Annotated in this window: 46 protein-coding genes and 1 tRNA gene; 23 read left to right on the forward strand and 24 right to left on the reverse strand. The window is 60.3% G+C overall.

Going from position 1 to position 26,096, the window contains the following annotated elements; translation table 11 throughout:
- The first annotated feature begins 2 nt into the window (after window positions 1-2).
- The 3 genes from PQQ96_RS23665 (at window position 3) to PQQ96_RS23675 (ending at window position 2,557) form a co-directional block, all read left to right on the forward strand.
- Window positions 3-383, forward strand: a complete 381-nt coding sequence (locus tag PQQ96_RS23665) for a DUF4212 domain-containing protein (protein WP_408297181.1) — start codon at window positions 3-5, stop codon at window positions 381-383.
- 4 nt (window positions 384-387) lie between these two features.
- Entirely contained in the window at window positions 388-2,406 is a 2,019-nt protein-coding gene (locus PQQ96_RS23670; RefSeq protein ID WP_408297182.1) for a sodium:solute symporter family protein, read from the forward strand.
- Window positions 2,407-2,466: 60 nt separating this feature from the next.
- Window positions 2,467-2,557: transfer RNA gene (locus tag PQQ96_RS23675), tRNA-Ser, on the forward strand.
- A 74-nt stretch (window positions 2,558-2,631) separates the two neighbouring features.
- Here the strand turns inward: PQQ96_RS23675 and PQQ96_RS23680 are convergent.
- Both PQQ96_RS23680 and PQQ96_RS23685 read right to left on the reverse strand, forming a co-directional pair.
- Window positions 2,632-3,699 carry a tyrosine-type recombinase/integrase gene (locus PQQ96_RS23680; RefSeq protein ID WP_408297184.1) on the reverse strand — a complete coding sequence of 356 codons (1,068 nt, stop codon included), beginning with the start codon at window positions 3,697-3,699 and terminating at the stop codon, window positions 2,632-2,634.
- Window positions 3,684-3,893 carry a DUF4224 domain-containing protein gene (locus PQQ96_RS23685; protein WP_408297186.1) on the reverse strand — a complete coding sequence of 70 codons (210 nt, stop codon included), beginning with the start codon at window positions 3,891-3,893 and terminating at the stop codon, window positions 3,684-3,686. Before PQQ96_RS23685 ends, PQQ96_RS23680 begins: the two co-directional genes overlap by 16 nt.
- Before the next feature lie 97 nt (window positions 3,894-3,990).
- Here PQQ96_RS23685 and PQQ96_RS23690 point away from each other — a divergent pair, with 97 nt between their 5' ends.
- Window positions 3,991-4,455, forward strand: coding sequence for a DUF2441 domain-containing protein (locus PQQ96_RS23690; RefSeq protein WP_408297188.1), 465 nt, complete (start codon window positions 3,991-3,993; stop codon window positions 4,453-4,455).
- A gap of 4 nt (window positions 4,456-4,459) precedes the next feature.
- Here PQQ96_RS23690 and PQQ96_RS23695 read toward each other — a convergent pair whose 3' ends face one another.
- Both PQQ96_RS23695 and PQQ96_RS23700 read right to left on the reverse strand, forming a co-directional pair.
- The gene (locus PQQ96_RS23695) at window positions 4,460-4,894 is read right to left on the reverse strand and encodes a hypothetical protein (protein WP_408297190.1); all 435 of its coding nucleotides are present in this window, start codon (window positions 4,892-4,894) and stop codon (window positions 4,460-4,462) included.
- Complete coding sequence (locus PQQ96_RS23700) at window positions 4,894-5,253, reverse strand: hypothetical protein (protein WP_408297192.1); 360 nt, start codon at window positions 5,251-5,253, stop codon at window positions 4,894-4,896. Before PQQ96_RS23700 ends, PQQ96_RS23695 begins: the two co-directional genes overlap by 1 nt.
- Window positions 5,254-5,323: 70 nt before the next feature.
- Between PQQ96_RS23700 and PQQ96_RS23705 the strand changes: the two genes are divergently transcribed.
- Complete coding sequence (locus PQQ96_RS23705) at window positions 5,324-5,692, forward strand: hypothetical protein (protein ID WP_408297194.1); 369 nt, start codon at window positions 5,324-5,326, stop codon at window positions 5,690-5,692.
- A gap of 45 nt (window positions 5,693-5,737) precedes the next feature.
- Here the strand turns inward: PQQ96_RS23705 and PQQ96_RS23710 are convergent, their stop codons facing one another.
- From PQQ96_RS23710 to PQQ96_RS23800, 19 genes are all read right to left on the reverse strand, one after another.
- The gene (locus PQQ96_RS23710; RefSeq protein ID WP_408297196.1) at window positions 5,738-6,169 is read right to left on the reverse strand and encodes a hypothetical protein; all 432 of its coding nucleotides are present in this window, start codon (window positions 6,167-6,169) and stop codon (window positions 5,738-5,740) included.
- Window positions 6,169-6,912: a PRTRC system ThiF family protein gene (locus PQQ96_RS23715; RefSeq protein ID WP_408297198.1), complete on the reverse strand. Its 744-nt coding sequence runs from the start codon at window positions 6,910-6,912 to the stop codon at window positions 6,169-6,171. Before PQQ96_RS23715 ends, PQQ96_RS23710 begins: the two co-directional genes overlap by 1 nt.
- Complete coding sequence (locus PQQ96_RS23720) at window positions 6,909-7,700, reverse strand: PRTRC system protein A (RefSeq protein WP_408297200.1); 792 nt, start codon at window positions 7,698-7,700, stop codon at window positions 6,909-6,911. Before PQQ96_RS23720 ends, PQQ96_RS23715 begins: the two co-directional genes overlap by 4 nt.
- Window positions 7,701-7,704: 4 nt before the next feature.
- Window positions 7,705-8,421 (reverse strand): PRTRC system protein B, encoded by a 717-nt coding sequence (locus tag PQQ96_RS23725; protein WP_408297202.1) that lies wholly within the window; start codon window positions 8,419-8,421, stop codon window positions 7,705-7,707.
- A complete protein-coding gene (locus PQQ96_RS23730; RefSeq protein WP_408297204.1) occupies window positions 8,418-9,467 on the reverse strand; it encodes a PRTRC system protein F in 1,050 nt (349 codons plus the stop codon). Before PQQ96_RS23730 ends, PQQ96_RS23725 begins: the two co-directional genes overlap by 4 nt.
- Window positions 9,464-9,646 carry a hypothetical protein gene (locus PQQ96_RS23735; RefSeq protein ID WP_408297206.1) on the reverse strand — a complete coding sequence of 61 codons (183 nt, stop codon included), beginning with the start codon at window positions 9,644-9,646 and terminating at the stop codon, window positions 9,464-9,466. The genes PQQ96_RS23730 and PQQ96_RS23735 overlap by 4 nt, the downstream gene beginning before the upstream one ends.
- Complete coding sequence (locus PQQ96_RS23740; protein WP_408297208.1) at window positions 9,643-10,053, reverse strand: PRTRC system protein C; 411 nt, start codon at window positions 10,051-10,053, stop codon at window positions 9,643-9,645. Before PQQ96_RS23740 ends, PQQ96_RS23735 begins: the two co-directional genes overlap by 4 nt.
- Before the next feature lie 10 nt (window positions 10,054-10,063).
- Complete coding sequence (locus PQQ96_RS23745; RefSeq protein ID WP_408297210.1) at window positions 10,064-10,594, reverse strand: PRTRC system protein E; 531 nt, start codon at window positions 10,592-10,594, stop codon at window positions 10,064-10,066.
- A gap of 23 nt (window positions 10,595-10,617) precedes the next feature.
- Complete coding sequence (locus PQQ96_RS23750) at window positions 10,618-10,881, reverse strand: hypothetical protein (protein ID WP_408297212.1); 264 nt, start codon at window positions 10,879-10,881, stop codon at window positions 10,618-10,620.
- A complete protein-coding gene (locus PQQ96_RS23755) occupies window positions 10,862-11,023 on the reverse strand; it encodes a hypothetical protein (RefSeq protein ID WP_408297214.1) in 162 nt (53 codons plus the stop codon). Before PQQ96_RS23755 ends, PQQ96_RS23750 begins: the two co-directional genes overlap by 20 nt.
- Before the next feature lie 130 nt (window positions 11,024-11,153).
- A complete protein-coding gene (locus PQQ96_RS23760; RefSeq protein ID WP_408297216.1) occupies window positions 11,154-11,363 on the reverse strand; it encodes a hypothetical protein in 210 nt (69 codons plus the stop codon).
- 132 nt (window positions 11,364-11,495) lie between these two features.
- Window positions 11,496-11,663, reverse strand: coding sequence for a hypothetical protein (locus PQQ96_RS23765; RefSeq protein ID WP_408297218.1), 168 nt, complete (start codon window positions 11,661-11,663; stop codon window positions 11,496-11,498).
- A gap of 18 nt (window positions 11,664-11,681) precedes the next feature.
- Window positions 11,682-11,813 (reverse strand): hypothetical protein, encoded by a 132-nt coding sequence (locus tag PQQ96_RS23770; protein WP_408297220.1) that lies wholly within the window; start codon window positions 11,811-11,813, stop codon window positions 11,682-11,684.
- Complete coding sequence (locus PQQ96_RS23775) at window positions 11,813-11,977, reverse strand: hypothetical protein (RefSeq protein ID WP_408297222.1); 165 nt, start codon at window positions 11,975-11,977, stop codon at window positions 11,813-11,815. The genes PQQ96_RS23770 and PQQ96_RS23775 overlap by 1 nt, the downstream gene beginning before the upstream one ends.
- Window positions 11,977-12,186: a hypothetical protein gene (locus PQQ96_RS23780; RefSeq protein ID WP_408297224.1), complete on the reverse strand. Its 210-nt coding sequence runs from the start codon at window positions 12,184-12,186 to the stop codon at window positions 11,977-11,979. The genes PQQ96_RS23775 and PQQ96_RS23780 overlap by 1 nt, the downstream gene beginning before the upstream one ends.
- A 291-nt stretch (window positions 12,187-12,477) precedes the next feature.
- Window positions 12,478-13,002 (reverse strand): hypothetical protein, encoded by a 525-nt coding sequence (locus PQQ96_RS23785; protein ID WP_408297226.1) that lies wholly within the window; start codon window positions 13,000-13,002, stop codon window positions 12,478-12,480.
- The gene (locus PQQ96_RS23790) at window positions 12,999-13,421 is read right to left on the reverse strand and encodes a helix-turn-helix domain-containing protein (RefSeq protein WP_408297228.1); all 423 of its coding nucleotides are present in this window, start codon (window positions 13,419-13,421) and stop codon (window positions 12,999-13,001) included. Before PQQ96_RS23790 ends, PQQ96_RS23785 begins: the two co-directional genes overlap by 4 nt.
- Window positions 13,408-13,728: a type II toxin-antitoxin system RelE/ParE family toxin gene (locus PQQ96_RS23795; RefSeq protein ID WP_408297342.1), complete on the reverse strand. Its 321-nt coding sequence runs from the start codon at window positions 13,726-13,728 to the stop codon at window positions 13,408-13,410. Before PQQ96_RS23795 ends, PQQ96_RS23790 begins: the two co-directional genes overlap by 14 nt.
- A gap of 256 nt (window positions 13,729-13,984) precedes the next feature.
- Window positions 13,985-15,283 carry a S24 family peptidase gene (locus PQQ96_RS23800; protein ID WP_408297230.1) on the reverse strand — a complete coding sequence of 433 codons (1,299 nt, stop codon included), beginning with the start codon at window positions 15,281-15,283 and terminating at the stop codon, window positions 13,985-13,987.
- Between PQQ96_RS23800 and PQQ96_RS23805 the strand changes: the two genes are divergently transcribed.
- The 12 genes from PQQ96_RS23805 (at window position 15,282) to PQQ96_RS23860 (ending at window position 20,876) form a co-directional block, all read left to right on the forward strand.
- A complete protein-coding gene (locus tag PQQ96_RS23805) occupies window positions 15,282-15,449 on the forward strand; it encodes a hypothetical protein (RefSeq protein WP_408297232.1) in 168 nt (55 codons plus the stop codon). The two genes, PQQ96_RS23800 and PQQ96_RS23805, sit on opposite strands and share 2 nt — an antisense overlap.
- A gap of 136 nt (window positions 15,450-15,585) precedes the next feature.
- Complete coding sequence (locus PQQ96_RS23810) at window positions 15,586-16,182, forward strand: toxin YdaT family protein (RefSeq protein ID WP_408297234.1); 597 nt, start codon at window positions 15,586-15,588, stop codon at window positions 16,180-16,182.
- On the forward strand, window positions 16,182-16,454 hold the full coding sequence (locus PQQ96_RS23815; RefSeq protein WP_408297236.1) for a hypothetical protein: 273 nt from the start codon (window positions 16,182-16,184) through the stop codon (window positions 16,452-16,454). The genes PQQ96_RS23810 and PQQ96_RS23815 overlap by 1 nt, the downstream gene beginning before the upstream one ends.
- A 1-nt stretch (window position 16,455) precedes the next feature.
- Entirely contained in the window at window positions 16,456-17,640 is a 1,185-nt protein-coding gene (locus PQQ96_RS23820) for a replication protein (RefSeq protein ID WP_408297238.1), read from the forward strand.
- Window positions 17,637-18,188, forward strand: a complete 552-nt coding sequence (locus tag PQQ96_RS23825) for a DUF1064 domain-containing protein (protein WP_408297240.1) — start codon at window positions 17,637-17,639, stop codon at window positions 18,186-18,188. The genes PQQ96_RS23820 and PQQ96_RS23825 overlap by 4 nt, the downstream gene beginning before the upstream one ends.
- 3 nt (window positions 18,189-18,191) lie before the next feature.
- Window positions 18,192-18,524 carry a hypothetical protein gene (locus tag PQQ96_RS23830; protein WP_408297242.1) on the forward strand — a complete coding sequence of 111 codons (333 nt, stop codon included), beginning with the start codon at window positions 18,192-18,194 and terminating at the stop codon, window positions 18,522-18,524.
- The gene (locus PQQ96_RS23835) at window positions 18,521-18,982 is read left to right on the forward strand and encodes a hypothetical protein (RefSeq protein ID WP_408297244.1); all 462 of its coding nucleotides are present in this window, start codon (window positions 18,521-18,523) and stop codon (window positions 18,980-18,982) included. The genes PQQ96_RS23830 and PQQ96_RS23835 overlap by 4 nt, the downstream gene beginning before the upstream one ends.
- Window positions 18,982-19,305 (forward strand): hypothetical protein, encoded by a 324-nt coding sequence (locus tag PQQ96_RS23840; RefSeq protein ID WP_408297246.1) that lies wholly within the window; start codon window positions 18,982-18,984, stop codon window positions 19,303-19,305. Before PQQ96_RS23835 ends, PQQ96_RS23840 begins: the two co-directional genes overlap by 1 nt.
- Complete coding sequence (locus tag PQQ96_RS23845; protein ID WP_408297248.1) at window positions 19,302-19,787, forward strand: hypothetical protein; 486 nt, start codon at window positions 19,302-19,304, stop codon at window positions 19,785-19,787. Before PQQ96_RS23840 ends, PQQ96_RS23845 begins: the two co-directional genes overlap by 4 nt.
- Before the next feature lie 10 nt (window positions 19,788-19,797).
- A complete protein-coding gene (locus PQQ96_RS23850; protein ID WP_408297250.1) occupies window positions 19,798-20,052 on the forward strand; it encodes a hypothetical protein in 255 nt (84 codons plus the stop codon).
- Complete coding sequence (locus PQQ96_RS23855) at window positions 20,049-20,297, forward strand: phage portal protein (RefSeq protein WP_408297252.1); 249 nt, start codon at window positions 20,049-20,051, stop codon at window positions 20,295-20,297. The genes PQQ96_RS23850 and PQQ96_RS23855 overlap by 4 nt, the downstream gene beginning before the upstream one ends.
- 183 nt (window positions 20,298-20,480) lie before the next feature.
- Window positions 20,481-20,876, forward strand: coding sequence for a hypothetical protein (locus tag PQQ96_RS23860; RefSeq protein ID WP_408297254.1), 396 nt, complete (start codon window positions 20,481-20,483; stop codon window positions 20,874-20,876).
- A gap of 102 nt (window positions 20,877-20,978) precedes the next feature.
- Here PQQ96_RS23860 and PQQ96_RS23865 read toward each other — a convergent pair whose 3' ends face one another.
- Window positions 20,979-21,164 carry a hypothetical protein gene (locus PQQ96_RS23865; protein ID WP_408297256.1) on the reverse strand — a complete coding sequence of 62 codons (186 nt, stop codon included), beginning with the start codon at window positions 21,162-21,164 and terminating at the stop codon, window positions 20,979-20,981.
- An 84-nt stretch (window positions 21,165-21,248) separates the two neighbouring features.
- Here PQQ96_RS23865 and PQQ96_RS23870 point away from each other — a divergent pair, with 84 nt between their 5' ends.
- The 6 genes from PQQ96_RS23870 to PQQ96_RS23895 all read left to right on the forward strand — a co-directional run bounded on the left by PQQ96_RS23870 (window position 21,249) and on the right by PQQ96_RS23895 (window position 26,090).
- Window positions 21,249-21,404, forward strand: coding sequence for a hypothetical protein (locus PQQ96_RS23870; protein ID WP_408297258.1), 156 nt, complete (start codon window positions 21,249-21,251; stop codon window positions 21,402-21,404).
- Window positions 21,401-21,721 carry an HNH endonuclease gene (locus PQQ96_RS23875; RefSeq protein WP_408297260.1) on the forward strand — a complete coding sequence of 107 codons (321 nt, stop codon included), beginning with the start codon at window positions 21,401-21,403 and terminating at the stop codon, window positions 21,719-21,721. The genes PQQ96_RS23870 and PQQ96_RS23875 overlap by 4 nt, the downstream gene beginning before the upstream one ends.
- Window positions 21,722-21,859: 138 nt before the next feature.
- Window positions 21,860-22,345, forward strand: a complete 486-nt coding sequence (locus PQQ96_RS23880) for a terminase small subunit (RefSeq protein ID WP_408297262.1) — start codon at window positions 21,860-21,862, stop codon at window positions 22,343-22,345.
- 3 nt (window positions 22,346-22,348) lie between these two features.
- Complete coding sequence (locus tag PQQ96_RS23885; RefSeq protein ID WP_408297264.1) at window positions 22,349-24,007, forward strand: terminase large subunit; 1,659 nt, start codon at window positions 22,349-22,351, stop codon at window positions 24,005-24,007.
- Entirely contained in the window at window positions 24,004-25,359 is a 1,356-nt protein-coding gene (locus PQQ96_RS23890) for a phage portal protein (protein WP_408297266.1), read from the forward strand. Before PQQ96_RS23885 ends, PQQ96_RS23890 begins: the two co-directional genes overlap by 4 nt.
- The gene (locus tag PQQ96_RS23895; protein WP_408297268.1) at window positions 25,356-26,090 is read left to right on the forward strand and encodes a head maturation protease, ClpP-related; all 735 of its coding nucleotides are present in this window, start codon (window positions 25,356-25,358) and stop codon (window positions 26,088-26,090) included. The genes PQQ96_RS23890 and PQQ96_RS23895 overlap by 4 nt, the downstream gene beginning before the upstream one ends.
- The last annotated feature ends 6 nt before the right edge of the window (window positions 26,091-26,096 follow it).

Below are 26,096 nucleotides of genomic sequence, written 5' to 3' on the forward strand. Positions count from 1 at the left end.
GCATGGCCGCGCCGCACCACACCTCTCACGCTACGCTTAATCCCCCGCCCGAACCCCCAGCGGTCTCGGCAGCGATGGCGCGCGCGCATCAAAAGTATTGGCGTTTCAATCTTGCGTTGATAGCGACGTTGATGACGATGGGCTTCGTGGTGTCGTTCGTTTTGCCGCTGCTGGCACCGGCGTTGGAGCAGGTGCGTTTCCGTGGCTTCAGTTTGCCGTTCTACTTCGGTGCGCAAGGGGCGATCCTGATCTATGTTGCGTTGATCGTCGTTTATATCGTGCTGATGCAGCGCGCCGACCGCCGTCTGCAACGCGCTTTCGATGCGGACGCCAGTGCCAGTGCCAGTGCCGATTCCGGCGCGCCTACTGCGCACGGAAGCTGAGCCGATGAAGCTCACGAACCGGCTGATCCGCTCATACGCGCTCTATACGCTCGGCTTCCTGCTATTCATCTATGTGATGTGGCGCATTGAGCGCATCACCGGCCCGGGTGTGTGGATCGGCTACGTGTTCCTGTTCGTGCCGATCGCGGTGTATGCGGTGATCGGGTTGCTGTCGCGCACGTCCGACCTCGTCGAATACTACGTAGCCGGGCGGCGCGTGCCGTCCGTCTTCAATGGCATGGCGACTGCGGCCGACTGGTTGTCCGCCGCCTCGTTCATCGGCCTTGCCGGGTCGATCTATGCGACCGGATACGACGGTCTCGCGTATCTGATGGGTTGGACCGGCGGCTATTGCCTCGTCGCATTCCTGCTTGCGCCGTACGTGCGCAAGCTCGCGCGCTACACGATTCCCGACTTTCTCGGCACGCGCTTCTCGAGCAACGCGGTGCGTGGACTCGCTGCGTTAGCGGCGATCCTGTGCTCGTTTGTCTATCTGGTCGCACAGATTCAGGGCGTCGGTTTGATCGCGACGCGTTTTATCGGCGTCGATTTCGCGGTCGGCATTTTCTGCGGACTCGCGGGCATTCTGGTGTGTTCGTTTCTGGGCGGCATGCGTGCCGTGACGTGGACCCAGGTCGCGCAATACATCATCCTGATCGCGGCCATTCTGATTCCCGTGTCGATGATCGCGCATAAGGATGGCCTCGGCTGGGTGCCGCAGTTTAACTACGGCCGCTTGATGGAGCGCGTCGAGGTCCTGGAGAAGCAGGTGCGTGAAGCGCCGCTCGAGCAGACCGTACGCGACGACTATCGGCGGCGCGCCACGCTGATGCAGATGCGGCTCGATACGCTGCCGCAATCGTTCGTCGACGAGAAACTGCGCCTCACGCAGGAAGTCGCGGACTTGCGGCGCCACAACGGCCCGCTACGTGAGATCAAGGAGCAGGAGAGGGCGCTCGAACAATTTCCGCGCGATGCCGCCGCCGCGCAAATTGTCTGGACCCAACGCCGCGACGAGATGCTGATGCGCGCGGCCGCGCCGGTGCCGATGCACGAGCCGTTTCCCGTCACGAGCGAAGAAGACCGGCGCACGCATGAGCGCAATTTCCTGTCGCTGCTGCTGTGCCTGTCGCTTGGTACCGCGAGCCTGCCGCACATCCTGACGCGCTACAACACGACGACCTCGGTGGCGTCCGCGCGACGCTCGGTTGGCTGGACGCTGTTCTTTGTCGCGCTGTTCTATCTGACGGTGCCCGTGCTGGCGGTACTGATCAAGTACGAGATATTGACCAACCTGGTCGGCCATCATTTTGCGGATTTGCCGCAATGGCTCATGCAGTGGCGCAAGGTCGAACCGAGTCTGATCAGCCTGGCTGACACGAACGGCGACGGTATCGTGCGCTGGAGCGAGATCCAGATGCAGCCGGATATGGTTGTTCTCGCCGCGCCCGAGATCGCCGGGCTGCCGTATGTGATGTCCGGGCTGATCGCGGCAGGCGCGTTGGCGGCGGCGCTCTCGACCGCGGACGGGTTGCTGCTGACGATCGCCAATGCGTTATCGCACGACGTCTACTATCACATGGTCGATCCGACCGCTTCGAGTCAGCGGCGCGTGACGATCTCGAAGATTTTGTTGCTTGGGGTGGCGTTGTTCGCGTCGTATGTGGCGTCGCTGAATACGGGGAATATTCTGTTTCTGGTGGGCGCGGCGTTTTCGCTGGCGGCTTCGAGCCTGTTTCCGGTCTTGGTGCTGGGCGTGTTCTGGAAGCGCACGACCCGGCTTGGGGCGGTGGCGGGCATGGTGGCGGGGCTGGTGGTGTGCATTTACTACATCGTGTCGACCTATCCGTTCTTCACGCAGATGACAGGCTTCGCGGGCGCCCGGTGGTTCGGGATCGAGCCGATCAGCTCAGGCGTGTTCGGCGTGCCGGCGGGGTTTCTGGTGGCGATCGGCGTGAGTCTGGTGGACCGGAAACCGGATGCTTATACGAGGGCGTTGGTGGACTATATCCGGCATCCTTAGGCGGTTTTGCGCAGGGGTGTGGCGCTGGGCTCGAAGTTTGCTATAATTCGACTCCCCGCCGGAGAGATGGATGAGCGGTTTAAGTCGCACGCCTGGAAAGCGTGTATAGGTTAATAACCTATCCGGGGTTCGAATCCCCGTCTCTCCGCCAGAATACCCATAAGGCTTTGCGGCCGATCATTTTTCGCCGCTGTACCTTTAAATCGGGGTTGTACCTTTGAGCAGCTATCTCAAAGGCTTTACTCGCTCCGGTTTTCGCCTGTACACCCGCTCCGTTATCTTGCTGTCGGCATGCGCCAGAAGCGCTTGCGCGTGCTCGAGCGTCTCCGCATCGCTGGCGCATTTCGCTCGCATGTCGTGCTCGGTGAAGTGTTCCTTGAGCTTCGTTTCCTTCAGCACTCGTTTCATGAAATTGCGCCACATCGTGTCCCATCCGCCGGCGCGCCCGGTCGTCTCGTTGAAGTAGCACTGGCCGCGCCGATTGCAGAACAGCCAGGGCGAGATCGAGACCGGCCGCACCGACTTCGCCATCGCGACGTACTCGCGCAGCTCGTCGGTCCACTCGTAAATGAGGCGCTTGCCGGTCGAGTCCTCAGTTTTGCCCGGTGTGACGTGTATGCCGTCGTCCTGCAGGTTCGACATCGTCAGGCGCAGCAGGTCGCCGCGGCGCATGCCTGTGAGTAGCTTGATTCGCATGTATGCCTGAACGGCCAGCACGCTTCCAACCTTGCGGCGCGAGTCGATCGCCAAGCACTCGACGATTTCCCAGTCCTCAACATATCGCGTTCGCGCCTTTTCACCGTCGAGCCGCACCTCGCCTTTGAAAGGGTGGCGGTCGAGATAGCCCCACTCGACGGCCTTCGTATAAGCGTGTGACAAAATCTCGATCTCGCGGCGCGCGGCGATCTTGGCGGATCGCTTGTCGATGTATTGATAGACATGGCGCGGCTTCAGACCAAGCAGCGGCACCGCGCCAAGCAGCGTGCGCAGTCGTTTAATCGCTATGCCGTTCTGCGCCTGGGTGGTGATGCTCTTTTTTGGAACGACTTCGAGCGCGTACCGGTCCAGCAGGTCGGCGATCGTCTTCGCATCATCGATCGACGCGATACGATCAGCCCATGTGCGGTAGGCCTCCGGCAGCGTCTTGCCAAGCCGGAACAACTGCTTCCCATCCCACTCGGACTCGAATCCCTTCGGTACGCGAAAGTAATAGGCGCCGTGTAGCATTCGCCAGCGCGTGGGAAGCCCCTTGTTTTCTTTTTTTCGGGGCAACGGCATTACGCGGCGCTCCAATCGATCATCGCGTCTACATCGACCGCGCCGGCGGACGCGACGCCCAACACCTGCTCGACATGGCGGCGAGAAACCACCAGACGACCGTCGGCGCGCATCTTGTGCTCGATTCCCATCATGCGAAGGGCTTGCGCCTGCGATTCGCGCTGGCGGCGGCCAGTGAGTTCGACCAGCTCGTCGACTGACAAAAACATTGACCCGATCATTTAACCTCCCGCTCTTTACGCGTGGTTCCAAGAATTCGTTGTGCTGCTGCGGTCATGCTAGGATTTCGTTCCATTTGGAGACCTCATGAGCACGCACTATCACTTCACGACAGTGGACCTTTCGCCGGGTAGCCGGCTGAACCCAGGGAACTGGGGCCACTTTTTGCGCCGTTATGACATCCGTAATGGAACTAATGCATATATGTTGTCTAGCGAGCTTGTGCTTGAAGCCATTAGGCGCGCAGAGTTTCCCGATCTTCCAAGCCGCTTCGACTCGATATTCGTCTTTGACGACGAGGGCGTTGCTCGAGCACGCCGCCCCACCGAATTCGCACCGCACTTCCGCCTGTATGAAGTGAGGATCGTTGATGCCGCAGCGCCGCAGCATCGCGCAGCGTTCAATTTGTTGTCTCAGCGGTTTCCGCAGCCTGGGGAATTCTTTCTTCCTCATGCGGAAGGAATTGCGAAGCGATACTGGTCGGGCGCCGACATCGTGATCCCGGAAATTTTGACGACCTCTCCAATCGAAATTGTCCGTTGTTTGGACTAACATCTCAGTCCCCCGCCGCCGAGCGGCGCGGGTTGCGCTTGATGGTGAGTGTCACCGTTCCGTTGCGGTAGGACTGTGAGCTATCGATGTACATGCGCTCGCCGAGCGTCACGTCGAAGCCGTGCGGATCAAGCCCCGCGCCATCTGCGGCACCATCATTGCGCGCGGCGAGAGCGCTGACCAGGTCGTCCGGGCCGCACACCTTCCACGCGCGGATCCCCCCAATTTCGAATTCGGCGTGCCATTCGAAACCATCGCGCACCCGTTCCTCAAAGTCGCAAAAATCGGCACGTGCCTCAAGCAGCTCGCTCGGCGAGGGATCTCCGTAGACCATGCGCGCCACAGCGTTGAATGCCTCGTCGAGTGTAGAAACCAGCTCGATCTCGGGTAGCGGCGTTTCGCCGTAACCCATCACCAAAAACATTTCGCGCGAATCCATCACAAAAGCTCCATTTGTTCGAACGGCATTCCTGGCCAATAGAACCAACCTTTGATCGCGTTCTCGTACCAGGGAATGACGCGCAGGTTGTGCGGCGCGTGCAGCCCGCAGACGATCTTTCCGTCGAGCGGTACGATATGGTCGACGACGTGCAGCACACCGGTTTCGAGCGTCAGACGCTTGGCTTCGCGGTAGAGCGGCCGGATGTCCGACAGCTTCACCCACGGTGGCATTGCGCGACGCTCGCGCCGGCGCCGACGGCGACCGGCGTTCTTGCCTGACGTGATCAGCGGCGCGCGGCGCTTCACCGGCACGAAAAGCGGCCCGGCGTGTTCGCCGCCGATCAGGTCGAGGTACATTGGTTCGCTCCTACGTCGAGCTTATTGGTAAGGGCGGTCATGCTACGATTTCCGAAAACTCGGGGGCGATATGGATGCGATCAATACAGAAAATACGTGGTCACAGGAAACGATGAAGCTGCTCGTGGCGCTAAATAGCGGTTCGATCGTTGCGCTACTGGCAATGTCACAGGCGCTCTTGGCAAACGGGCATTTCCATGAAGTGAAGTCGTATCTGTTGATCAGCCTCGCCGTATTTCTCACGGGGATCTGTTGCGGTGTTCGTGGGTTCCGCGCGCGAGCCCGTGCTTGGAGTGCAACGATTCCACCGTCATCAGAAATTGCGATAAAAGTGATCCACGAATCTCTCGGTCGCTCGCAGAACGCTACGGCCATGTCATTTGCGTTTTTCATCGCTGGCGCGGTTGTTATTGGCATTGGCATGGCTCTTAGGCTTTGATCCTATTTTGTAGATAGATACGGGGTTGGTGCGCGCGCTAGTTGCCTAAAAAGGCAGTTCGTCGTTGCCGATTTCGTCGTCCTGTGTCGCGTGGAGCCTTGGCACGACCCTAACGCGGATCCGGATCATGTCTTTGCCGCGCATATCGCTGACGTCCGAGAGTTCGAGAAAAGCCTTGTATCTCGCTTTGCTTCGCGTGCTAGCCGTCACCGTGAACCAGGCTTCGTACTGCCACGCCTCGTTCCACGGCGCGAGGCAGCGCCACTCACGCAGCACCGGCACATCGACGATCTCGCCGTACTCGACCTTGTCGGTCGGGTGATAGCGCCGTTCTTCTTCGCTCTTGTCGCCATCGATCACGACGCAGAGATAGTGGCCGTCGGCGCCGACGATTACGCCGCGTTCTCCGTAGCAGGTCACCTGGCGACCGCGCTCGGCGGGCACCTCGTAGTACTTGCGGATGTAGTCAAAGCTCATCAGGTCGCCCTCCACTTATCCACAGGCAGCGGCCGTACATGCCCGGTTTTCAGGTTAACGAATGCGCCGCACCAGCTGAGCCGGCCGTGCCGGAAAAACTCCCACAGGATCCCGAGCGCCGGCGTAACGATCGCCTGATTGATGAAAAGCTCCTGCCGCTCGAGCGCTTCGGCGAGGCCGCAGCTGGGCGTGTCGTCTTCCGGTACCGTTGTGTCGATCAACTCGGGTAGAACGTCGTACGGCCAGCGCAGCGAGGTGCCGCAAGGCTTGCTGCCGTGCGCAAAGCCATGGCCGAAGATCACTTGCCCGTCGCTGGCGCGGTTGCCGAGATCCATCACGTACGTGGCAGTCTTCGCGAGGATCGGCGCGAGCTTTGCTCGAGCAGCTGCGCTGTCGACGCACACGACCGCGATACCGGCGCCCACGTTGACTAGCTCGCTCGGGCCCGCGTGAATCGGCCGGGCGTGCCAGTCAAGACCGAAGAACGCATTCAGCCGGTGAACCAGCACGACGCTCTTGTGCATGCCAACGTCGGCCGGGCTGAACATCTGGCGGCCGATGTTCGCTTCGCTGACCGTGTCGCCGTCGAATGCCGTGACGTGCAAGCCCGGATGACCGAGCGCGGTCAGCGCGTGATTAAGTCGCGCGAGGCCTGTCAGCATCTGCGAGCCATTGCCGCCGCAGCCGATCAGCGCGATGTTCACGCGCCGATCGAGAAAATGCGCGGGCGTGATGTGCGTCATGCCGGCTCCGGAACCTTGAACACGGCAGATGCCGGCACCTTCAACGGGATGATCAGGCCGAGCACGCACAAGCGGAATGCGACGCTTGGCGTCCCACCATCGCCGAGGCCTCCGAGCACGCCGGAGATCTTCACTTCGCCGGCGTCGTCGGTGTTATCCGTCGCGCTGAAAAATGCTTCGCCGGCGCCGTGGCTATGCAGATCGATCGCGAGTGATTCGTGCGGTTCCAGTTCCGGCCGCGTGAAGGTGATCGAGCCGGGCGACGATGCGGAGACGTGAAGCGCCTTGTAGGCGAGCGCCTTCTTTTCCTGATCCCACACGATCCAGGCGGCGTGCTCGTTCGGCAGCGCGCTTTGCGCTTCCTCGGCGAACGCCTGCACGAACGGCATCGCGACGCCGAGTCGGCCGAAAGCAAGTTCGATCTTCGGCATCACCAGGCCGTAAGGCGGCTTCGGGCCCACGTCGTTATGCTTGGCCAACTGCTGGATGACATGGAGCCACGGCCGGCGCACTTCAACAAACACACCCTCGGCCGTCATGAGGAAGCGGTGGCCAACGTCCGCGAGCGGCGCGAACTGTGCGTGCTTCGGTACCGCAACCGTCGGCGCGCTATCGAACAGCGCGACGTCGAGCGGCAGCGCTTCGTCATCTTCGGCGGCGGCGATCGCACGCGGCTTGGCGCGTGCGAGCTCGTCGGCAACGCCACGCGAGAAACTTTCGAGCGCTGCGGCGATGTCGCGGAGGCCTTCTTTGGTGGCGTCCTGAAATTCAGCGAGTAGCTTTTCCATGAGATCAATCCAGTAGTTTGATGTTGCCGATCATCTCGGCGGCGAGCGTTCGCCCGGTGGCGATCAGGCGGTCAGTGGGGAATTTGGCGCCGTCGAGCAGATCCAGCCACAGACGCACAGCGCCACCGCGCCTGTGGATAAGTCGAGGGTTATTCGAGTGAGTGAAGCGGCTGCGAAAGAACGCGTCTTCGAACGGCTTGATGCTGTCCGAGCTGATGCTGTCGGGCGTCTTGACGTTGCCTTCGCAGATTTCGCCGTTTTCCCAAACGTTGTAATAAGGCGCGGTGTACAGCCGGGTTGACGGGCCCGGTCGCGCGTTTTCGCGAAGTGCGAAAACCGACCAGCCGGACTTGTTGACGACGAACACCAGCGGCGGGTGATTGGCTTCGCCGGCGCGCTCGCCGATGGCGTCTTGCGTCTTGAACCAGACCCGGCGCCTGCACGCTGGAACCCACCATACGAGTTGATTCGGCGCGAAGTAGACAACACGCTCATGGACGAACCCGCGATAGCTGGTTTTCTTCGCTGCCGCGTCCGCAATGTCGGCCAACTGGTCGAGCGTGATCGGCACGCCGGGCAGCAGTGCTGGTTTGCCGTCGACGACGCGGGCGCTGTGCTGGGTCGCATAGATGTGGTTAGTTGCCTGCGCCCGGTAAAACAACAGCGCGCTGTCGAGCGTGAGTTCCACGTCGCTATCCTGGGCGATCTGGACCGGATTCATACGAGCACCCGTATCAGTTTCTTCGGCGCCGCGAACTCGTCGCGCATGAAAATCGTCAGCAGGTGTTCGACCGCCTTCGCGAGCAGCGCGGTCGCTTCCATGTGCTTTAGCCAGTCAGCCAGATCGCCGCCCACAATCTTGAGCGGCGTCACGGCGGACGCCTCGAGGTATTCGCCTTCGCAGGCCTGATGCGCGTAGTCGTCGATGATGCGGCCCGCGACGTCGTCTTCGCTCCACCGGACGACCAAGCCGAAATCGATGAGGTCGGCCCCAACGTCGCCCGACCGGAGATCGGCGAACGGGCCGTAATGGCAGGCGATACCCCAGATCGTGGTCATTGCGTCGACCACTTCGCGAGCGAGCGGGTCGCTATTGGCGGCGCGCGTGATCTGGTTGCGTGTGAGAACACGCCGCGGCAGCGCAGCCCATTCGGGCATGCCGGCGAAAAACTGCGACCGCGTGAAGAAGTCCGTTAGTGTTAGCAGTTCTTCGCGCGTCTTGACGTCGTGTATCTGCATGGCTTCGTCGATCGCATAGGCTTCGTTGCTCTCGCCGTACCAGTACATATACTCGGCGAGGCCAAGCATGAAGTGCGGCGTGCAGACCGTCGGCAGCATGTTCAAAGCGTCGTACAGGGCGGCGAGCACCGTTTGTCCGAGGCCTTCGCGGACAGCTTCGAGGGCCTGCATTGCACCGCCGATGCATACGTGACGACAAGAAACTGCGCCGCCAGTCGTCTGGATCATTGCCCAGAAGTGGTCGGCCGATTTGGTTCGATCCCCAAAATAGCCCTCTGGAGCCTGCTCAATGCGCAAATTCCAGTCGAAAAGGCGCATGCCTTCGGTGATCCGTGCCCAGCGCCGAGTCAGCGCCTCGGCAACCAACGCGGCTTCTGACTTGGGCCGACGCTGTACATCCGCTTCGACGATTACGCCTGAGTCGAGCATCGACAGCGCGAGCGGTCGCACGAACGACTCACCGGAACGGATTGCATACGCCGCGGGTACCGCTTCGAGGGTGGGGAGAGCGAGGGCTGCGAACGTCATGGCAACACCGGCATGTGATGGCAGGGCAACTGCAGGCGGACGCCGGCGGCGCGCTTCGACGCCACCTGATGAAGTCGGTGGGTAAGCGCATCCGATCCAGCGCGCACGTCGATCGCCGGTATGTCGGTTCTCGAGATCGTGCCGCCGGTGAGCTCGGCGCGGAGTTGGTCGAGCGTCACGCCGTCACCTCCTGCACCGGGGCGACAACATAGCGTGCGTGCAGCGCGTCGACGAATTTCACTTCCTCGTCGAGCAGCGGGCATACATGTGCCGTTGCAAAGCGCTCGACCTGATGCAGGTACGTCAGGATAGCCATCGGCATCGGCCGAGTGCTTTCCAGCACCGCGGTGATCTTCTGGCGCACGCTCAGCAGTTCGTCGGTTGCGCCCTTGGTACCGACGGCACGGCGGAACGTGAAAACGTTCTTGTTGCCGACGATTTCCGGCCCTTCGATCTCGGCGTTGACGATCTCCGGATAGGTGTTGCCGTAGAAGTCGCGCACCTGTTGAAGCGAAAAGGTCGGAGACGGATCCGTGAGCTTCGCGCCGTTGTAACGGAATTCGCGAGCGAGCGTTTCGGTTTTCATCGCGCGCTCCTTAAAGCAGGTCGACGCCGTCATCCTCGGCGGCGGGCTGCGCGTTGCTGGAATCCTGCTCGGCGGCTACTGCAGGCGTTTCGGGGGTGGCCTGCTCGGCGTCGGGTTCGATGCCGGGGATTTGCGATTGACGTGGGTCGATCGGCGGCGTATCGCCACCGTCGCCGCTCGCGTTGTCGCTCTCTGTCGGCGCCGGCAGTTCCGCGCGCTTACGTCCGCCTTTACCTTTCGTCGCCGGCGCGGGAAGCGCTTTCGTTACCGCGTCGACGGTGCCGTTGGCGGCGCTCGCAGCACGCGCCTGATCGAGTACTGACAGCGTGCTGGGCTCATAGATCGAAACCGCTTCGGCGAAATCGCGGTCGAGCTCGTCGGGTGTCGCGAGGATAGAAAGCGGGTAGAGCGGCTTTTCGCCCTTCGTGTCGTCGTTGGCGCGCGGCGTGACGTTCACGCGCAGCTGGTCACCTTCGGCGGTGATAAGTAGCGTGAGGGTCGTGCGTTGCGCGAGTGGGTGCAGCGATGCAAAGAGGGACATCTGCTTCTCCATTAAGGGTGAGGTTAGTGCTGCTTTGCGCGCCACTCGGCGAACGGGCGGCGCAAAATATTGTGGAAGCGCTCTGCCGCTGCCTTATCGGTGGCGAGGCGTCGGCGGCTGTCGATCTGACAAACATGGCGGATAACTTCCGCAGCTTCTTCGGCGGTCAGCTGGTCGACCTTGGTCGCGGACGACAGCCATTCGCGAAACTTCGGGTCGCGGGGCAACATGCCGGCAAGCTGGGATATGGAAGCCATCGCCAGTTGCTCAGGCCGCCAGGCCGTCATAGTTGCGATCGGCGAAATCCGCATCGCCGGGATAACGGCCGCTCCCGTCGACGCGGTTCCAGCAGAACAGCGAGCCGCGGCGGTGCGGGAACCAGTAGCCGGCGCAGTCGCACCGCGTTTTGCCGGTGTCGCGTCGATTCATCCACCGATCGACGCGGTAGTTGCGCTTGCCGCACACCGTGCAGGCGGGAAGGCGTGCGTAATGCCTTGGGTTCCGACGCAGGCATCGGCGTGTCGCGCAGTGGCGGCAACGGACGTGGCAACGTGACATATCAGTCGAGATCGTTGGCCGCGCGCAGTTTCGCGTCGCGGTGGTTGCTGGAATCACTCGTCGACTCGCGCGCTGCGCGGACACTCGCCCCCAATTCCAGGCAGCGCCGCACGATCGGGTTGGTGATCGCGTCGAGGGCGGAACCGCGGCAGCGCTGCAGGCGAAACTCGCGAGCCACCATGTCATCGGTGATACGGATCGGCGCAGGCATATCAATCCTTGCTATTACGCAGATGGAGAAATCCGAGCAGCGCTCCTGCCACGGCCGCCAGCGCGACGGCCCCGAACATCAGAAGAACCGTGGTGTCAGAACAAGCCATGTCAGAGCTCCAGCGACGTTTGGCTAATCGCCGATGCGCGGATAGCACGCATCGTTTTCACGTTCGAGTGCCGGATCGGCTGCATCCGCGAGCTTGGCGGTAGTGCACATGCTTCCGAGAATGAATCCCGCGAGCATTCCAACTGTCATTGCCATGAACAGGAGTACTAAAATCACGGGAAACGTATTCATCGGTGAGCCTTTACGGGATTAGGTGTTGCGGGCCATGACGGCGCGGACGTGCACAGTTTCGGCGTCGTCCCATTGCTGCATCTTCGCGAGAATCAGCACGATTGCGACGAAGGCGGCGCACATGCGCACGGCGAACTTGATGTCGCGCATCAGTGCATCTCCGGTTCGGTGCAAAAGTCGAATGCCTCGGCTATCGGGTGGAGCGACCGTTTGTGCAGGTTGGTGAGATCGACCTCGTTGCCAAAGTCGTCCACCACCACGAAGAACATCACGAACGCGTACGGCTCCGACTTCTCGCTGTAGCTGATTTGCATCACCACGCTCCCAGCAAGCGGCAGAGGCCTTCAGCGACGAACGGCGACGCGGCGATCACAGCGAAGCAGAGCAGCGGACGCTTGGTCGTGCGGCGCGCGTACTGCTCGAGCTCGGCGTCGCTCATACCGCCGTTTTCGAAGTACTCGATTTCGTTGGTCGGCCGCGTTGCTTCAGTGAAGCGAGGCGCCGGTGCGTGCAGGGTGCTCATCTCAATGTCTCCCGGTGGGTCGGCGAGTGCGTGAGATGAATTAAACACGATGTTTATATTTCAGTCAAACAAAATGTTTAGTTGATGGTTCGTAGGATTCGACCGCACCAGTCCGATGCTGATAGTTGTCAGCCAAAACACCTGATTGCAGAGGCACTTGTACCGTGCAAGAATCCGCGCGCGCCCGGCGATCCGGCGTGCGTGCCTCTAAGCCGAAGCTATGTCTGCGGCTTCTTATTGATCGGACGAAAAAAAACCCGCTTCGAGCGGGTTTTTGCAGGCCTATGGCCGTTACTTGGACGCCGGCTGGTGCGTGGTTGGTATGCGAAACGGAGGGATGGTCGGTATAGGCAGCTGGGCGCGAGTGGCAAGGTTTTGAACCATCTCTCTAAAATATGGCCACATATTGTGCGGAACGTTTTTTGCCGAAAATTCGCTGATCGCGTCCTGGTCAAGATCCTCGTGTTTACAGCCGCGCAGCCCATATTCGAGCATGAACTCGACGGTCGCATCCATCCAGACATTGCTTTCCTCCGGCTCTTGGCTGTCTGGCGGGACGCCACCTTCGCCCACACGAACCAGACGCGTGCGAGTGGTCACATGAAAACGCATGAGATTGACCTGTTGAGGTCCTTCAGGCGTCTCCAGCTCCATTTCAGCAACGTGAATATCACCAGTAGCCCAATTGACGCGAGTATAGGCCGGCTCTATTTGAAAGGGCTCGAATGTCGGCGACAGCGTGAAGTCGATCCGCACGGGAATGACCCGATGAAGTGCGACATGACCGAGCAGGAATTGAAACTTCTCGCTGTTCATGCCGCGATCCGCTCCTCACCCGTCGCGTCTGCCGTCATGGTGCCTCGAACAGGCTCAATCCTCACCAGTCGCAAGGCCGCCGTACTTTTCGCGTGCGCAACCGTGGCTGGGCCGCTCGTGATCGACTCGATGCTGTGCTCTTTTTTGAGCGGCTCGAACCGAATGTCTACGCGCATCCCGAGCGCATGGGCGGCTTCCGACAGGGTCTCAACCGTTACATTATGCCGTCCACTCAGGACGCGGTTCACGTAGGGAGCCTTCCTGCCCATCCGCTCTGCAAGGGTCTTCTGCGTGACGCCCAGCTTTTTCATCCGAGCGAGCAGATTTCGCGCAACGTCGAGCAAAGCGCTCTCGGTCCAGTAGGCCGGCGATTCCTTCGCCCGTTCGAATGCCTCTTTGTACCGGTTACTGATCTTCATGGGTATCCTCGTCCACAATGTCTAACTCGCCGCTCGCCTTTGCCTCGAAGTAACGACGATAGGTATCCTGCGCCTGCACCACCAGCTTCCGCGGGGTGGTGCTTTTCTTCCCTCCCGGTTTATAGAAGCTCTGCGTCATAACGACCATCTTCCCTTCGTCATAGAACCAAAGCAGGCGCAACGTTCCAGTCACATCGAATTGCCAGATTTTTGGTTCTTCGGTGCTCACGTGGTGACTTCGATTGTCAGGTAGCGAAGCAGGCCCGTGCTCAGCCGCCTTCTTTAAGAAGGCAGTGCACTTGCTCATGTCCGCAGGCTTCACGCCCGCAAGCACGCCATCTCCTCGCTCGTCGAGCTGCTCGAAGATCGACCACGTAGACTGGATAACGGCAGCTATACGCAAGATATTAACTTAAAAGTTATTCTCAAGTGGTTTACTTGATCATTTTTTGAGGTCGAGCCCACGGATTGCTAAAAGGGACACATTGCTTGGGGTGCATACGATGCTGAACAACCCCGAAGTGGCGGCCTCATAACGCTAGCGCTCAAGGCCCTCTAAATTTTTAGCCTGGCCTCCACGCGGACGGCTTTGCGATCCACCCCACGTAGTGCATCTTCTCGATATTGTCTTTCTCGATGGCAATCGGCGCGTGCGTCTCATTAACTGATATGAGATGTACCCGACCCGCGCGCTCGTAAAGAAATTCCTTGACCATGACTCGGCCGTCTTTCGATTTGACTAAGACCTCATCGCCCGGCTCAATTATGTGGTTCGGTTCAACAACCACAAATTCTCTGTCTTTAATTCGGGGGCGCATCGAGTCTCCGACGCATCGGAGTGCGTAAGCGTCCTTGTCCTCGGTCGGCGACGCAACGAATCCGTCGCCGTAACCGACGGGGTATTCGATGTCGACGAAATGTCCGTTATCGCCCAATTGAGCAAACCCCACGACCGGCGCCCCGCGCCATTTAAGATCCGTGATCGGGTCGTACGCGTCCGCGTACCGTATGGCTACGCCAGGCTCTCCCTTGCCCTTGAGCAACCACACCGAATTCACGCCATAGGTGTTCTGTATCGCGACGGCCTGAACCATCGACATATCGGGGCCAATACCGCCCAGCCAAAGCGCCGCCGTTTCGACGCCGATGCCGGCGACGGATGCCAGTTCGGTCGGCGAGACCTTTTTATCGCCGAGAGCCCTGCGTAGCCGGTGCGCGGATGTTTCCCCGGCAGGCAGTGTATCGCGACTGGATTCGGGTTGCGTTTTGATTACTGCTTTCTTTCGATCGTTTTTCGATGAATCGGACGCGGCGCGGGCATGGTGGGGCGCTGCGACACTCGCGGCCATCATCGGCGGCTCGCCCGTTTCCAGCCAAGTGGCGCTGCAGCCAATTTTCTTTTGCGCATCGAGCATCCCGCCTTTGGAGACGCCGCGGCGTTGCCAGTTATTAACCAGTTGCTCCGAAATATTCAAAAAATTGGCGAGCTTAGCCGGCCCCTCGATTTGGTGGAGGAGACGAGCGGCTTCGTATAACCGTTCCATTGTCGCGTGCATGCGCGGAATGTTCGCCGAAGTAAACGTTTTGTTGTTAAACAGCACGTTTAAATTTCTTGCGGCAAAACTAAACGTGGTGTTTAATAATGCCTCATGAACCCTACCGCCTTCACTGTCGACGCCGACCGCAGGTTGATTGAGAGCCTCGGCGGTCCCGCCAAACTCGCCAAGCTGCTCGGATTCGATCCCGACGGCGGCACTCAGCGCGTCCAAAACTGGAAGGTGCGGGGTATTCCCGCTGGTGTCCGGCTTGCCCGGCCCGACATCTTCCTGACCAACGCGATTGCTGAGAGGGCTGCTTAGCATGGCGCTCACTGCAACCGAACAGAAGCAGATTCGCGAGGCGCTGTGCGCGATCGCGATACGCGGCGCGCGCCATCCGGGCGAATACGACGTGGCGCGGACGGAACTGGCGAAGCAGTTTGAGGCGCTGAAAGCGGCTGCAGCGCAACCAGCAGCAGTAGCGAAGTAACTGCCGCGCGCCCATCGGGCGCGGCGGCAGCAAAAGATTCCCGTAGCGTTTTCATTTTTCTCTCCCTGTGTCACATGCGTCGGTTTAGTTGTCCTTATCGCACGTTGACACTGTAGCCACTAACGAGTGACAGATCATGCGAGACAGTTCGCACAAGTCCCGAATCGGAATCATCCGCGACCATGTCGCAGCCTGGCGCAAGGCGCGCGGCTGGAGCCGTGAGACGGCGGCGGCAGAGATCGTCGCTGCCCACGAGCGAATCGGCGGCCACATGTCGGGCGCGATCGTGTTCGATAAGCATGGCGACGTCTACACCACGCAAAAGAACCACGCCGATCGCATCTGGCGCTGGCTGGACGACGAGTCGAAAGACAACAACCTGATGCCGGCCAACTTCGAGAATTCGATTCTCGCCGCGCTGCCGCTTGAGCGGCGCGTCGATCTGCTGAACGAGATCCTCGTTCAAATCGACTGCGCGGCGCGGGCGCGCCATCACGATGCCGATGTCCAGCTGAACGCTCACGAGCTCGTGCAAACGATCATGCGCGCCAACCATCGCACGGAGTCGGACGCCGCTGACTTACTCGACGGCGTTGATCCGGGGGAACTACCGCGGCTTCACAGCAGTTTGGTCGATGACATCCGCGTCAAGCAACGCACCTTGCGCGTGGTCGAATCGGCGCTGTCCACGACCGGCGAAACCGTCCAACACGAATTCCGAAAGGTGTCTTGATGCGCGCCACACACACGCAACTGGCCGGCTATGACTCGATCACCGGAACAAAGCGCTGCACCCAAAAGCAGATGATCACGAACCTGTTCTACAGCGAGCACCTGACGCTCACGCGGCAGGAAATCGCCGATCGCACGAACCTGCGTCTGTCGAGCGTATGCGGCCGCGTTCGCGAGCTGCTCGACGACGAAGCGCTGCAGGTGCGCGGCGAGCAGAAATGCGCAGCCACCGGCGTGCTGAACGAGACCATTGGCCTGCCGAGCACGGACTGACATGGCGCTTGCTGACGTCCTGCATCTGCCCGAGTTCCGCGGTGCGCAGCTCGAGGACGGCTATATGCGCGTCGCTAATGAGTTGCAGCGCGCGATCACCTGGGCGCGCCTGACGGCTAACCAGCGGTGCATTCTCGATGTTGTGATGTGGCAGACCTATGGTTTCAACAAGCTTGTCGATGACATAGCGTCGAGTCAATTTGTGGCCGAGACGGGTATCGACGCGGCGGACGTCCGGCGCACGCTAAACAAATTGGTCGAGATGAACATTCTTGTTCGTGGTGTGGGTCGCTATGCCCGCTCGTCGTACAGCGTGAACAAGCGCCACACGACCTGGAATATTGAGGAAGCACGGAAACTTGTGAACAAGCCGGGTTATAGCAGGGGGATTTCCCCTGCTGTCGAGGGTGATTCCCCCTGTTTCGACGGGGTGATTCCCCACGATGGGCAGGGTGAATCACCCCCCACAAAAGACAACTCCAAAAGACAAGACCAAAAGACAACTTCAAAAGAAAACCTTTCGCACTCGCTCCGCGAACGCTTTGAGATTTTCTGGGAGCGGTATCCGCGGAAGCGATCAAAGAAAACGGCCGAGAAGGCCTTTGCCAAGCTGAATCCGAACGAGCAGCTCTTCAACGACCTGATGACAGGTCTGGAGCGAGCCATGACTTCGACGGGCTGGGCGAACCCGCAGTTCATCCCGCATGCCGCCTCGTGGCTGAACGCTGGCGGCTGGATGGACGAGATCCAAAGCGTGTACACCGATGCCGAACTTGCCGTGATCCGAGCCTTCAACAAGGCGCTCGGGGAGCGTATCGGCGCGGTGGATGAAGCCGTCTTTGTCGAATCGCGAGCCGGCGCGATTCGCGCGTTCATGACGCACCTGAAGGGCGACGCGGATGCGTGGGCGCGGTATTTCCCGGCGGTGCGCGACAAGGTCGACCTGCCGCCGCACGCCGGCTTCGATTACCTGATCAGCCCGAAAGGCTTTGGCGACGTGAAGGGCCGTATGGCAGTCAAACGGAATCCTGACGGCACCAGGGCGGCGGGCGAGTGGGATAAGTCCGCGAGCGGCATTAGGGCGATGGCAAAGGAAATGGGCGTGCCGTTCACTGACGAAGATCCGATGCCGGCCGTCGCTGCCCGCGTACGGGCTGCAATCGCCAAACAGGAAGGAAACGGATGAGCAAGCGAGCACCTTGGCCGATGGTTGTGCCAGCCGGAACGACGGTCGTCGGCACTGCGCGCGTGCACGACGACTCGCGCCCGGCCATGACGACCGCACAGCGCCGCATCTACGAACTGACCGGCAACCCGCCGCAGACAAGCGCGCTAGACGACGTCGATGATCCGTTCGCGGTGCCGGCGCTGTCGATGGTGTCGCCGAAGAAGATGCCGAAGTACCGCAACACCAAATGCGAGCACGACGGCATCAAGTTCGATAGCCAGAAAGAGCGGTCGCGCTGGTTTCACCTCATCCAGCTCGAGGCGGCCGGCGTCATTCGCGATCTGCGTTTGCAGGTGCCGTTCATTCTGACCGAGCGCCGGCAGCGGGACGACGGCACCTGGGAGCGCGCATCGAAGTACGTCGCCGATTTCGTTTACATCGACGTCGCCAGCGGAAAGCAGGTGGTGGAAGACGTCAAGTCGACCGCAACCCGGAAGAACCGGACCTACATTCAGAAGCGTAAGCAAATGCTCGACAAGCACGACATCACGGTGAAGGAGATCTAGCAAATGGCAAACCGTGGCATGAGTGTGCAACAGCGTCGGATATGCGAATTCCTGATGCTTAATCCGGGGTCGAACAGCGCCAGCATCATGGAAGGGACTGGCTTTCAGTACGAAAGCGTCAAAAAGAAACTGCGTGCGCTGAAGGAGAGCGGACACGTCAAGGGCAGCGAATCGAATTACCGGGCGACGTTCCAGCTCACCGGCAAACCGTTCCCGCGCCTGGCGGACTATCGGCCAAACCCAAAGTACGTCGCGAAAAGGAAACGGGTGACCAGCCGAGACGTGCTGTTCGCCGCAATGCACGCGATGGTGACAGTTGGACGGGTAGTCGCGTGAAACGATCGGCACCCATGCAGCGGAAAACGCCACTAGCTCGCACCGGATTCAAGCGGCCGGGGCCGTCGACAGCATTCAAGACATCGTTTCACACGAAAACGGTATTGCGCGCGAAAGCGCTTAAGACACGGCGCAAGCGTGTCACGGTTGCCGAAGGCGCGAAGTATCTCGCAGCGTGTCGCGATGAGCCTTGTTATTTGAACGTGCTCTGTCCGTGGACCGATTGGGCAGACCCGACAGTCGTGGACTGCCACTCGAATCAGTCGAAGCATGGTAAGGCAGGTGCGCGCAAGGCCGACCATGAATTCACTGTGCCGGGCTGCGCCAAGTGCCACGACTGGTACGACAACAGCGGCGCGCCCTACGAGATGAAGTGCGAGAAGTTCGATGACGCGCTTAGGCGTTGGGCGCCGCGGCGCGCTCGCAAGATGGGATTAACCATGCTGGAGGCAGCGTAATGCAGGTGTTTGCACATTTGCCGTTGAAGACGTTGCGCAGCGTGCGCGGCCGGCGGCAATCGAACTATCACAGCGCGTGGTTCAACGCGGTGCGGTTGATTGGTCCGGAGCGGCTTGAATTCGCCGGTGGCGGCTCGCGCGGCCGAGGGTACATCCTCGCTCATGTGGAAGTGCCTGATGATTTGCGCGATCACCTCGAGCAGGGCGGCTTCAACAAGGATGGCTCGTATCGCGCCCAGGTGGCGACGAACACGCACCGTAAGACACTGGCGCCATTTCTCGCCAGTGGTGATCTGGAATGGGACGTGAGGGAGAAGGCATGACGCCAGCTAAATATCAGTCTGCATTGAACGCCCAATCGGCGATCGCAAAGAAGGTGCTCGAAATGGTGCCGATTCAAGAGGCATGGTCTCGCAACGAGATTGCGTCAAACCTTCGGCGAGTTACGAAAAGTTCGCCCGATGTAGCGGTGCTCGATGGATGCCTCGTGCGCCTGAAGGATGCGGGCCTGATTCGAGAGCGTCAAACCGGCTTGTATCAACGGGTGGAAATCAGGGAAAGGGAGGTATTGCACGTGGCGACTGAAATCAGCGTTGAGCATATTGAGGTCGTCAGTGCACCGGCGAAATCGCCGATCGACATTCTTTCGGCGTTGTCCGAGCGCGTGCGGACGGTGGCAACCAGCATGCTCGTTTTGGCGTCTGACATCGAAACTGCGGCGCTCACCATCGAGCAGGCTAATGCCGAAAGCAATGCCAACGTCGACAAGCTGCGCCAGCTGCAGGCGTTACTCAAGAGTCTGTAAGGAGAGTCTTATGAGCGATCCAGTGCAAAAGATGGTGCATGTGTTGAGCGCAAAGAAAATGGTCGACTGGATGGTCGAGTATCACGGCCTCTCCGAGGGTTCCAGAGAAACCGTCGAAATGAATCTGCGCGAACAAATGAAGTGGCACCGGTTGCAGGGGCGGCTCGACGGCTGCGGATGGTTGAATTTCTTCGCTACGCTGATGGGACTCAAGCAATCTCCGTTGGCACTCGAAAAGCCCGAAACGCTTTGGGATAAGTCATGAGCGCACACGCCTACATCCAATACGCCGACGTGCCCGACAAACTGACCGCATCGAGTCACCAGCACGTTGATAGCGTAACGGGCGCCAAGATCATCACTTTCGATGGATGCCCACTCGCCGGCCAGCTCGACACCGTCAATGGCCGCATTCAGATCGAATATCCGTTCCCGCGCGGTGAGGAACTGCGTAACCATTTGGTGCGGTGGCTTATGCAGTGGGGAATTCACTTCACGGTGGTGATGTGACTGCACGGCCGCGCGGCGTGTACCGCAATCCAGTGGACGCGCTGATCGAGACTGAAGGGGGCAACGTGCAGGGGTTGCCCGCACGAACGAAATTATGAGCTGGCTAGTGATATGCAAACGATCTGCGCGATTGGAATGAAGCACGGCGACCGCTGCGAACAATACGGAAAGAGGCAAAAACACATGACGATCGACGCGATTCCGGCCGACGATGTAGACGCAGTGCTCATCGACTGGTACGAATGGAGTCAAGGATTTAGGCCTGTCGCCGGCTACAGCGGCGCGGACTCGACGTGCCGCGACTTCAAGATCAGCAATCAGTGGATGGACTATGAAGACCTGTCCGAGGTTGTCGATTTTCAGTTGCTGTCGTCAACTGGCGCGGCAGTCGAGCCCATTATCCTCGCGCTCAACATCCAGCATCGCGTCGCGGTGATGACGGCCGTTCGCAACTTCGTCGCTGGCGCGTTCGTTTTCACGAATCCGCGCAGTCCAGCGACACAGGATGCTGACTATGCCGCTGCTAAGGCGGTCATGCGGCCGGCGCTGTTTGCAAAGGGGCTCATAAAGCGCTTGTAACCTTTGTGGCGATGTCCTAGAATCTCGCTCGAGGGCAGAGTCGCGCCCAAACGAACCATAGAAGCCCGCCAGGTGAAAGCCTCGCGGGCTTTTTAGTTTGCGTTAGGTTTTGATTCCTTCGGCAATGGTCTTGATCAAGGCGGCGACATACTTCCCGTCCTTTTCGCCGGCCTCTTGTGCTTTTGTGCCGTCCATCGGGACGCCATCAAGCTTCAAGTTCCCCGCTTGAGCGGCAGCAGCAACGACTTGTGCCGCCAGTTCTGTGGCTCTAAAGATTGTCACGCTCATAGATTTTCCTTTTGTTGCGCCGGCCCTTCCGGCGCAACAATTCTACAGCGGTTGTATGTCGGAGCTTTTGCGTTGGAGCGCATCATGGCACACCAGATCAAGTTGAACGTGACGTTTGAGTGGTGGCTCAAGCCATACCTGCGCGTGCTCGCGATCTGCTGCGTTCTCAGTGGCAACGTGCCGGATCAGGCGAAGCTCCAAGCAAAGATCAAGCGTGCGATGCGGGTGATCGTCGAGTGAGCCGAAAGCTTTCGACGCTCAAGCCGCGCATACCAGCGGCCAACACAAACCGCGTTGCAACGCTCGAAGCCAAGGCAGGCACGACGCCACGCATACGCGGCAGCAAGTGGGTGAAGACGCGCCAGCGCATTGCTGTCGAGCAGCAGTTCAGGTGTCAGGGCTGCGGTTGTGTGTGGTTGCCGTGGCGCGATCAGGTCGACCATGACGTGCCGCTCGAGCAGGGCGGCAGCAACGACGATGGAAATCTCAACCTTTTGTGCGTTGACTGCCACAGCACGAAGACGGCGCAAGAGGCGGCGGCACGTGCGCGAGGTTGAACGAGGCCGTCCTGCGGCCTGCTGATGGCATCTGCGTCGACGTTGGGGGTGGGGGTATCGAATCTCTGGCGTTTCGCATGACGGGAAACCGACCGTTCTCTCACGCGCAGAATTTTTCCCTTTTTGGAGCTTTTGTTAATGGCTTTTAACAGCAAGAAACGGCTCTTTGCCGATGCTGTTTTAGCCGGGAAGTCCAATAAGGACGCGGCTATTGCGGCAGGCTACAGCGCCGCGACCGCATCGGCCGCCGGGTCGCGTCTTGTTAAAGACAAGGACGTCGTCGCATACCTGGCCGAGCGGCGGAAGAAGGGCCCGGCCAAGGCGAAACCGGCGCAAGCCGAGACCGACGCAGCTATGACGAAGGCAGCGGTTGCCGCGGGCTTCGATCTGAACACGATTCTGACGTTCTCGGATCCGAAGGCGTTCCTGCTCGCTGCCATGAACGACCAGAACACCGAGCCGAAGCTGCGGATCGATGCGGCGAAGACGCTTATGCCGTTCGTACACGCCAAGGTCGGCGAGGCCGGCAAGAAAGATGCGAAGGCTGATGCAGCAAAGAAGGTCGGCGCCGGCAAGTTTGCGGCGACGGCTCCCCCAAAGCTGGTGGTGAATAACCGGAAATGATCGATGGAATGGAAGACAAGCTGCCTCGACTGGGCCGACCGGCTCAAGCGCGGCGAGTCCATCATTCCACCGCCTATCTTTCCCGACCAGGCTGAGCAGGCGCTTGCGATCTTCAAGCAACTGAAGATCGTCGACGCGCCGGGCAGTCCGACATTCGGCGAGTCGTGCGCCCAGTGGGTGTTCGACCTGGTCGCGTCGATCTTCGGCGCGTACGACCCGGACAGCGGCAGGCGCCTGATCACCGAATGGTTCATCTGCCTGCCGAAAAAGAACTCGAAGTCGACGATCGCGGCCGGGATCATGATGACCGCGGTCATCCTCAATTGGCGTCAGTCGGCGGAGTTCGCGATTCTGGCGCCGACGATTGAGGTTGCGCAAAACAGCTTCAGTCCGAGCCGGGATATGGTGAAGCACGATGAAGAGCTCGATGAGCTGCTGCAGGTCCAGACCCACATCAAAACAATTACGCACCGGAACAGCGGTGCGACGCTGAAGGTCGTCGCGGCCGATTCGAATACGGTCGGCGGCAAAAAGAGCGTCGGAACGCTGGTCGACGAGCTCTGGTTGTTCGGCAAACAGGCCAATGCCGAGAACATGCTGCGCGAGGCGATCGGCGGCCTGGCATCGCGGCCCGAAGGCTTCGTGATCTATTTGACCACGCAGTCTGACGATCCCCCGGCGGGTGTGTTTCGCCAGAAGTTGCAGTACGCGCGCGATGTGCGCGACGGAAAGATCGAAGACAAGCGCTTCGTCCCGGTGATCTTCGAGCACCCGCCCGAAATGGTGGCGAGCAAGCAGCACCTGAAGGTCGAAAACCTCGGCATGGTCAATCCGAATCTCGGCTATTCGGTTGATCAGGAGTTCCTCGAGCGCGAGTTCAAGAAGGCGCAGACCGAGGGAGAGGAATCGTTTCGCGGCTTTCTCGCGAAGCACGCAAACGTCGAAATTGGTCTTGCGCTGCGCTCCGATCGCTGGGCCGGCGCGGAATTCTGGGAGGCCGCGGCGGTTGTTCAGGGTTTGACGCTCGTTCAGCTAATAGAGCGGTCGGAAGTAATCGACGTCGGTATCGACGGCGGCGGCCTCGATGACTTGCTTGGCCTGGCAGTCGTCGGGCGCGAGAAATCGACGCGTCGCTGGCTGTTATGGACGCACGCATGGGCACATCCGTCCGTGTTCGAGCGCCGCAAAGAGGTCGCACCGACGCTGCGCGACTTCGAGAAAGAGGGTGATCTGACCGTCGTCGAGCAGATCGGCGATGACGTGCGCGATGTCGCTGACATCGTCTCGCTCATATTCGCGTCGGGGCTGCTCGACAAGGTTGGTGCGGACCCGGCCGGCATCGGCGCCATTCTGGATGCGCTAGTCGAGGCCGGCGTGCCGGAAGAGATCGTCATCGGCATTTCGCAGGGCTGGAAGATGTCCGGTGCCATCAAAACGACAGAGCGCAAGCTTGCCGAAGGAGTGCTTGCGCACGGCGGCCAGCGAATGATGGCGTGGTGCGTCGGCAATGCCCGAGTGGTACCGGTGGGAAATGCCGTGAACATCACCAAGCAGGCCAGCGGGACCGCCAAAATCGACCCGCTTATGGCCAGCTTTAACGCCGTAACCCTGATGAGTCTTAATCCGCAGTCAGCACCAACACCGGGAATCGTGATCCTATGAGCGAAGCATTCAAGGCGGCGCAGGCGAAGGCCCGTATTCCGGGCTCGTCTGTGCTGAATGCCTGGCGCGCGCAGCATGGGCCTGAGACCACCGGTCGGGTCAACAACCTCAACGAGACGCGGCAGAGCCTGACTGTTCAGGAGCTGGCGAACATCATCGGGGGCGGTGCAATCAGCAATGCAGGGCCGGTTGTCAACGAGACGACCGCAATGAAGGTCTCTGCGGTCTACGCGTGCGTCGCGCTGATTGCCGGCGCGATCTCGACGCTGCCGATGCAGATTTACGAGCGCACGCCAACTGGCCGCGCGCGCGTCGAGCATCCATATTGGTGGCTGCTGAACGAACAGCCCGAGCCGGACGTTTCGGCGGCCGTGTTCTGGGAATATATGGTCGCGGCGCGACTGTTCTATGGCGATTGCTTCGCGGAAATCGTGCGGCCGTCATTCCGCAGCAGTTCCATCTCGGCGTTCAAGGCACACCATCCGCTACGCACGTTCCCATTCCGCGATAGCAAGGGTGACCTGTGGTATCGCGTGCAGCCGCTGGTAGGCGCTGAGTATGTGCTTCATCCTGCGGACATCATCCATGTCCCAAGCCTTGGTTACGACGGCATTCGCAGTCCGAGCCCGATCACCTATGCGGCGCGGCAAGCGGTCGGGACGTCGATCGCGGCGGCAGAATACAGCGCGCGGTTCTTTTCCAACGGCGCACGCCCCGATTTTGCGCTGACGACTGACGGCAACATGTCGGAAGAGCAGGCGCGGCTTCTGCGTGCTACGTGGGGCGAGCGTCATAGCGGCGTCGCGAACTCGCACCTGCCGGCGATCCTTACCGGTGGCCTGAAGGTTCAGGAATTGACCATGTCGCCGGTCGATGCGCAGATCCTCGAGACGTCGAAATGGGACCTAGAAGAAATCTGCCGAATTCTCGGTGTACCGCCGTTCATGGTCGGATCAACCGAGAAGACAACATCGTGGGGCAGCGGTGTTGAGAACATGAGCCGCGGCTTCGTGAAGTTCACGCTGCTGCGAGATCTGGTGAAGATCAATCAGGAGTTCAACCGCAAGGTGTGGCCGGCGCGCCAGCGTATCTTCTGTGAATTCGATGTATCAGGTATGGAGCGAGGCGATCTGAAGAGCGAGAACGATGCGCTCCGTATCGCGCTCGGTCGCGCGGGGGAGCCCGGCTGGATGACGCAGAACGAAGTGCGTCACCTCAAACTATTACCGCCTGTCGAAGGCGGAGACGTCGTGAACAGCGGTATAGCGCAGACCGCCAATGTGGCCGAACCGGATGCAGAGCCAGAAACAGCGCCGGCGCCGGCGGGACAACCAGACCAAGGAGCAACATGAGCAAGCTGATCCAGCTGCTGGCGAAAAACCGCCGGCCGGCGCAGCCGCGGGCGTTTGACGTGCAGGGCGAAGACGTAACCATCTACATTTACGACGCCATCGTCGCGGACGATGACACGGCGGAATGGTGGGGCGGTGTCTCGGCACAAACCCTCGTACCGCAAATTCGCGGCATCAAGGGCGGTACGGTTCATCTGCGCATCAATTCGCCTGGTGGCGACGTGTTCGCGGCGCAGGCGATCGTTGCGGCGATCCGCGATACAGGCGCGAAGGTTATTGCGCATATCGATGGCGTCGCGGCGAGCGCAGCGACCGTGATCGCATCGGCCGCCGATGAGGTCGAAATGTCGGACGGCGCCATGTACATGATCCATTGCGCCTGGACTGTCGCCATCGGTAATTCTGCTGACCTCGCGGCCACGTCGGCGCTGCTTGACAAGACCGACGGCGTGATCGCTGGCCAGTACGCGAAGCGCAGCGGCAAGAGCGCGGACGATATGAAAGCGCTTATGAGCGCAGAGACGTGGTTCACCGCGGAAGAAGCGGTCGAAATCGGACTTGCCGATCGAGTCGCCGAAAATGCGCCGAGAGCGCAGGCATCGTGGGATCTGAGCGCTTACGCCAACGCCCCGAAGCCGAAAGAGCCCGAGCAGATTGATGCCATCGCAGCAGAACACCGCGAACGTCAGCAGCAGCGCATGAAGATGCTGAATCGCATTGCCCATCAGTGACGCGCC

Source organism: Paraburkholderia sediminicola, assembly GCF_046027825.1.
Taxonomy (GTDB): Bacteria; Pseudomonadota; Gammaproteobacteria; order Burkholderiales; family Burkholderiaceae; genus Paraburkholderia; species Paraburkholderia sediminicola_D.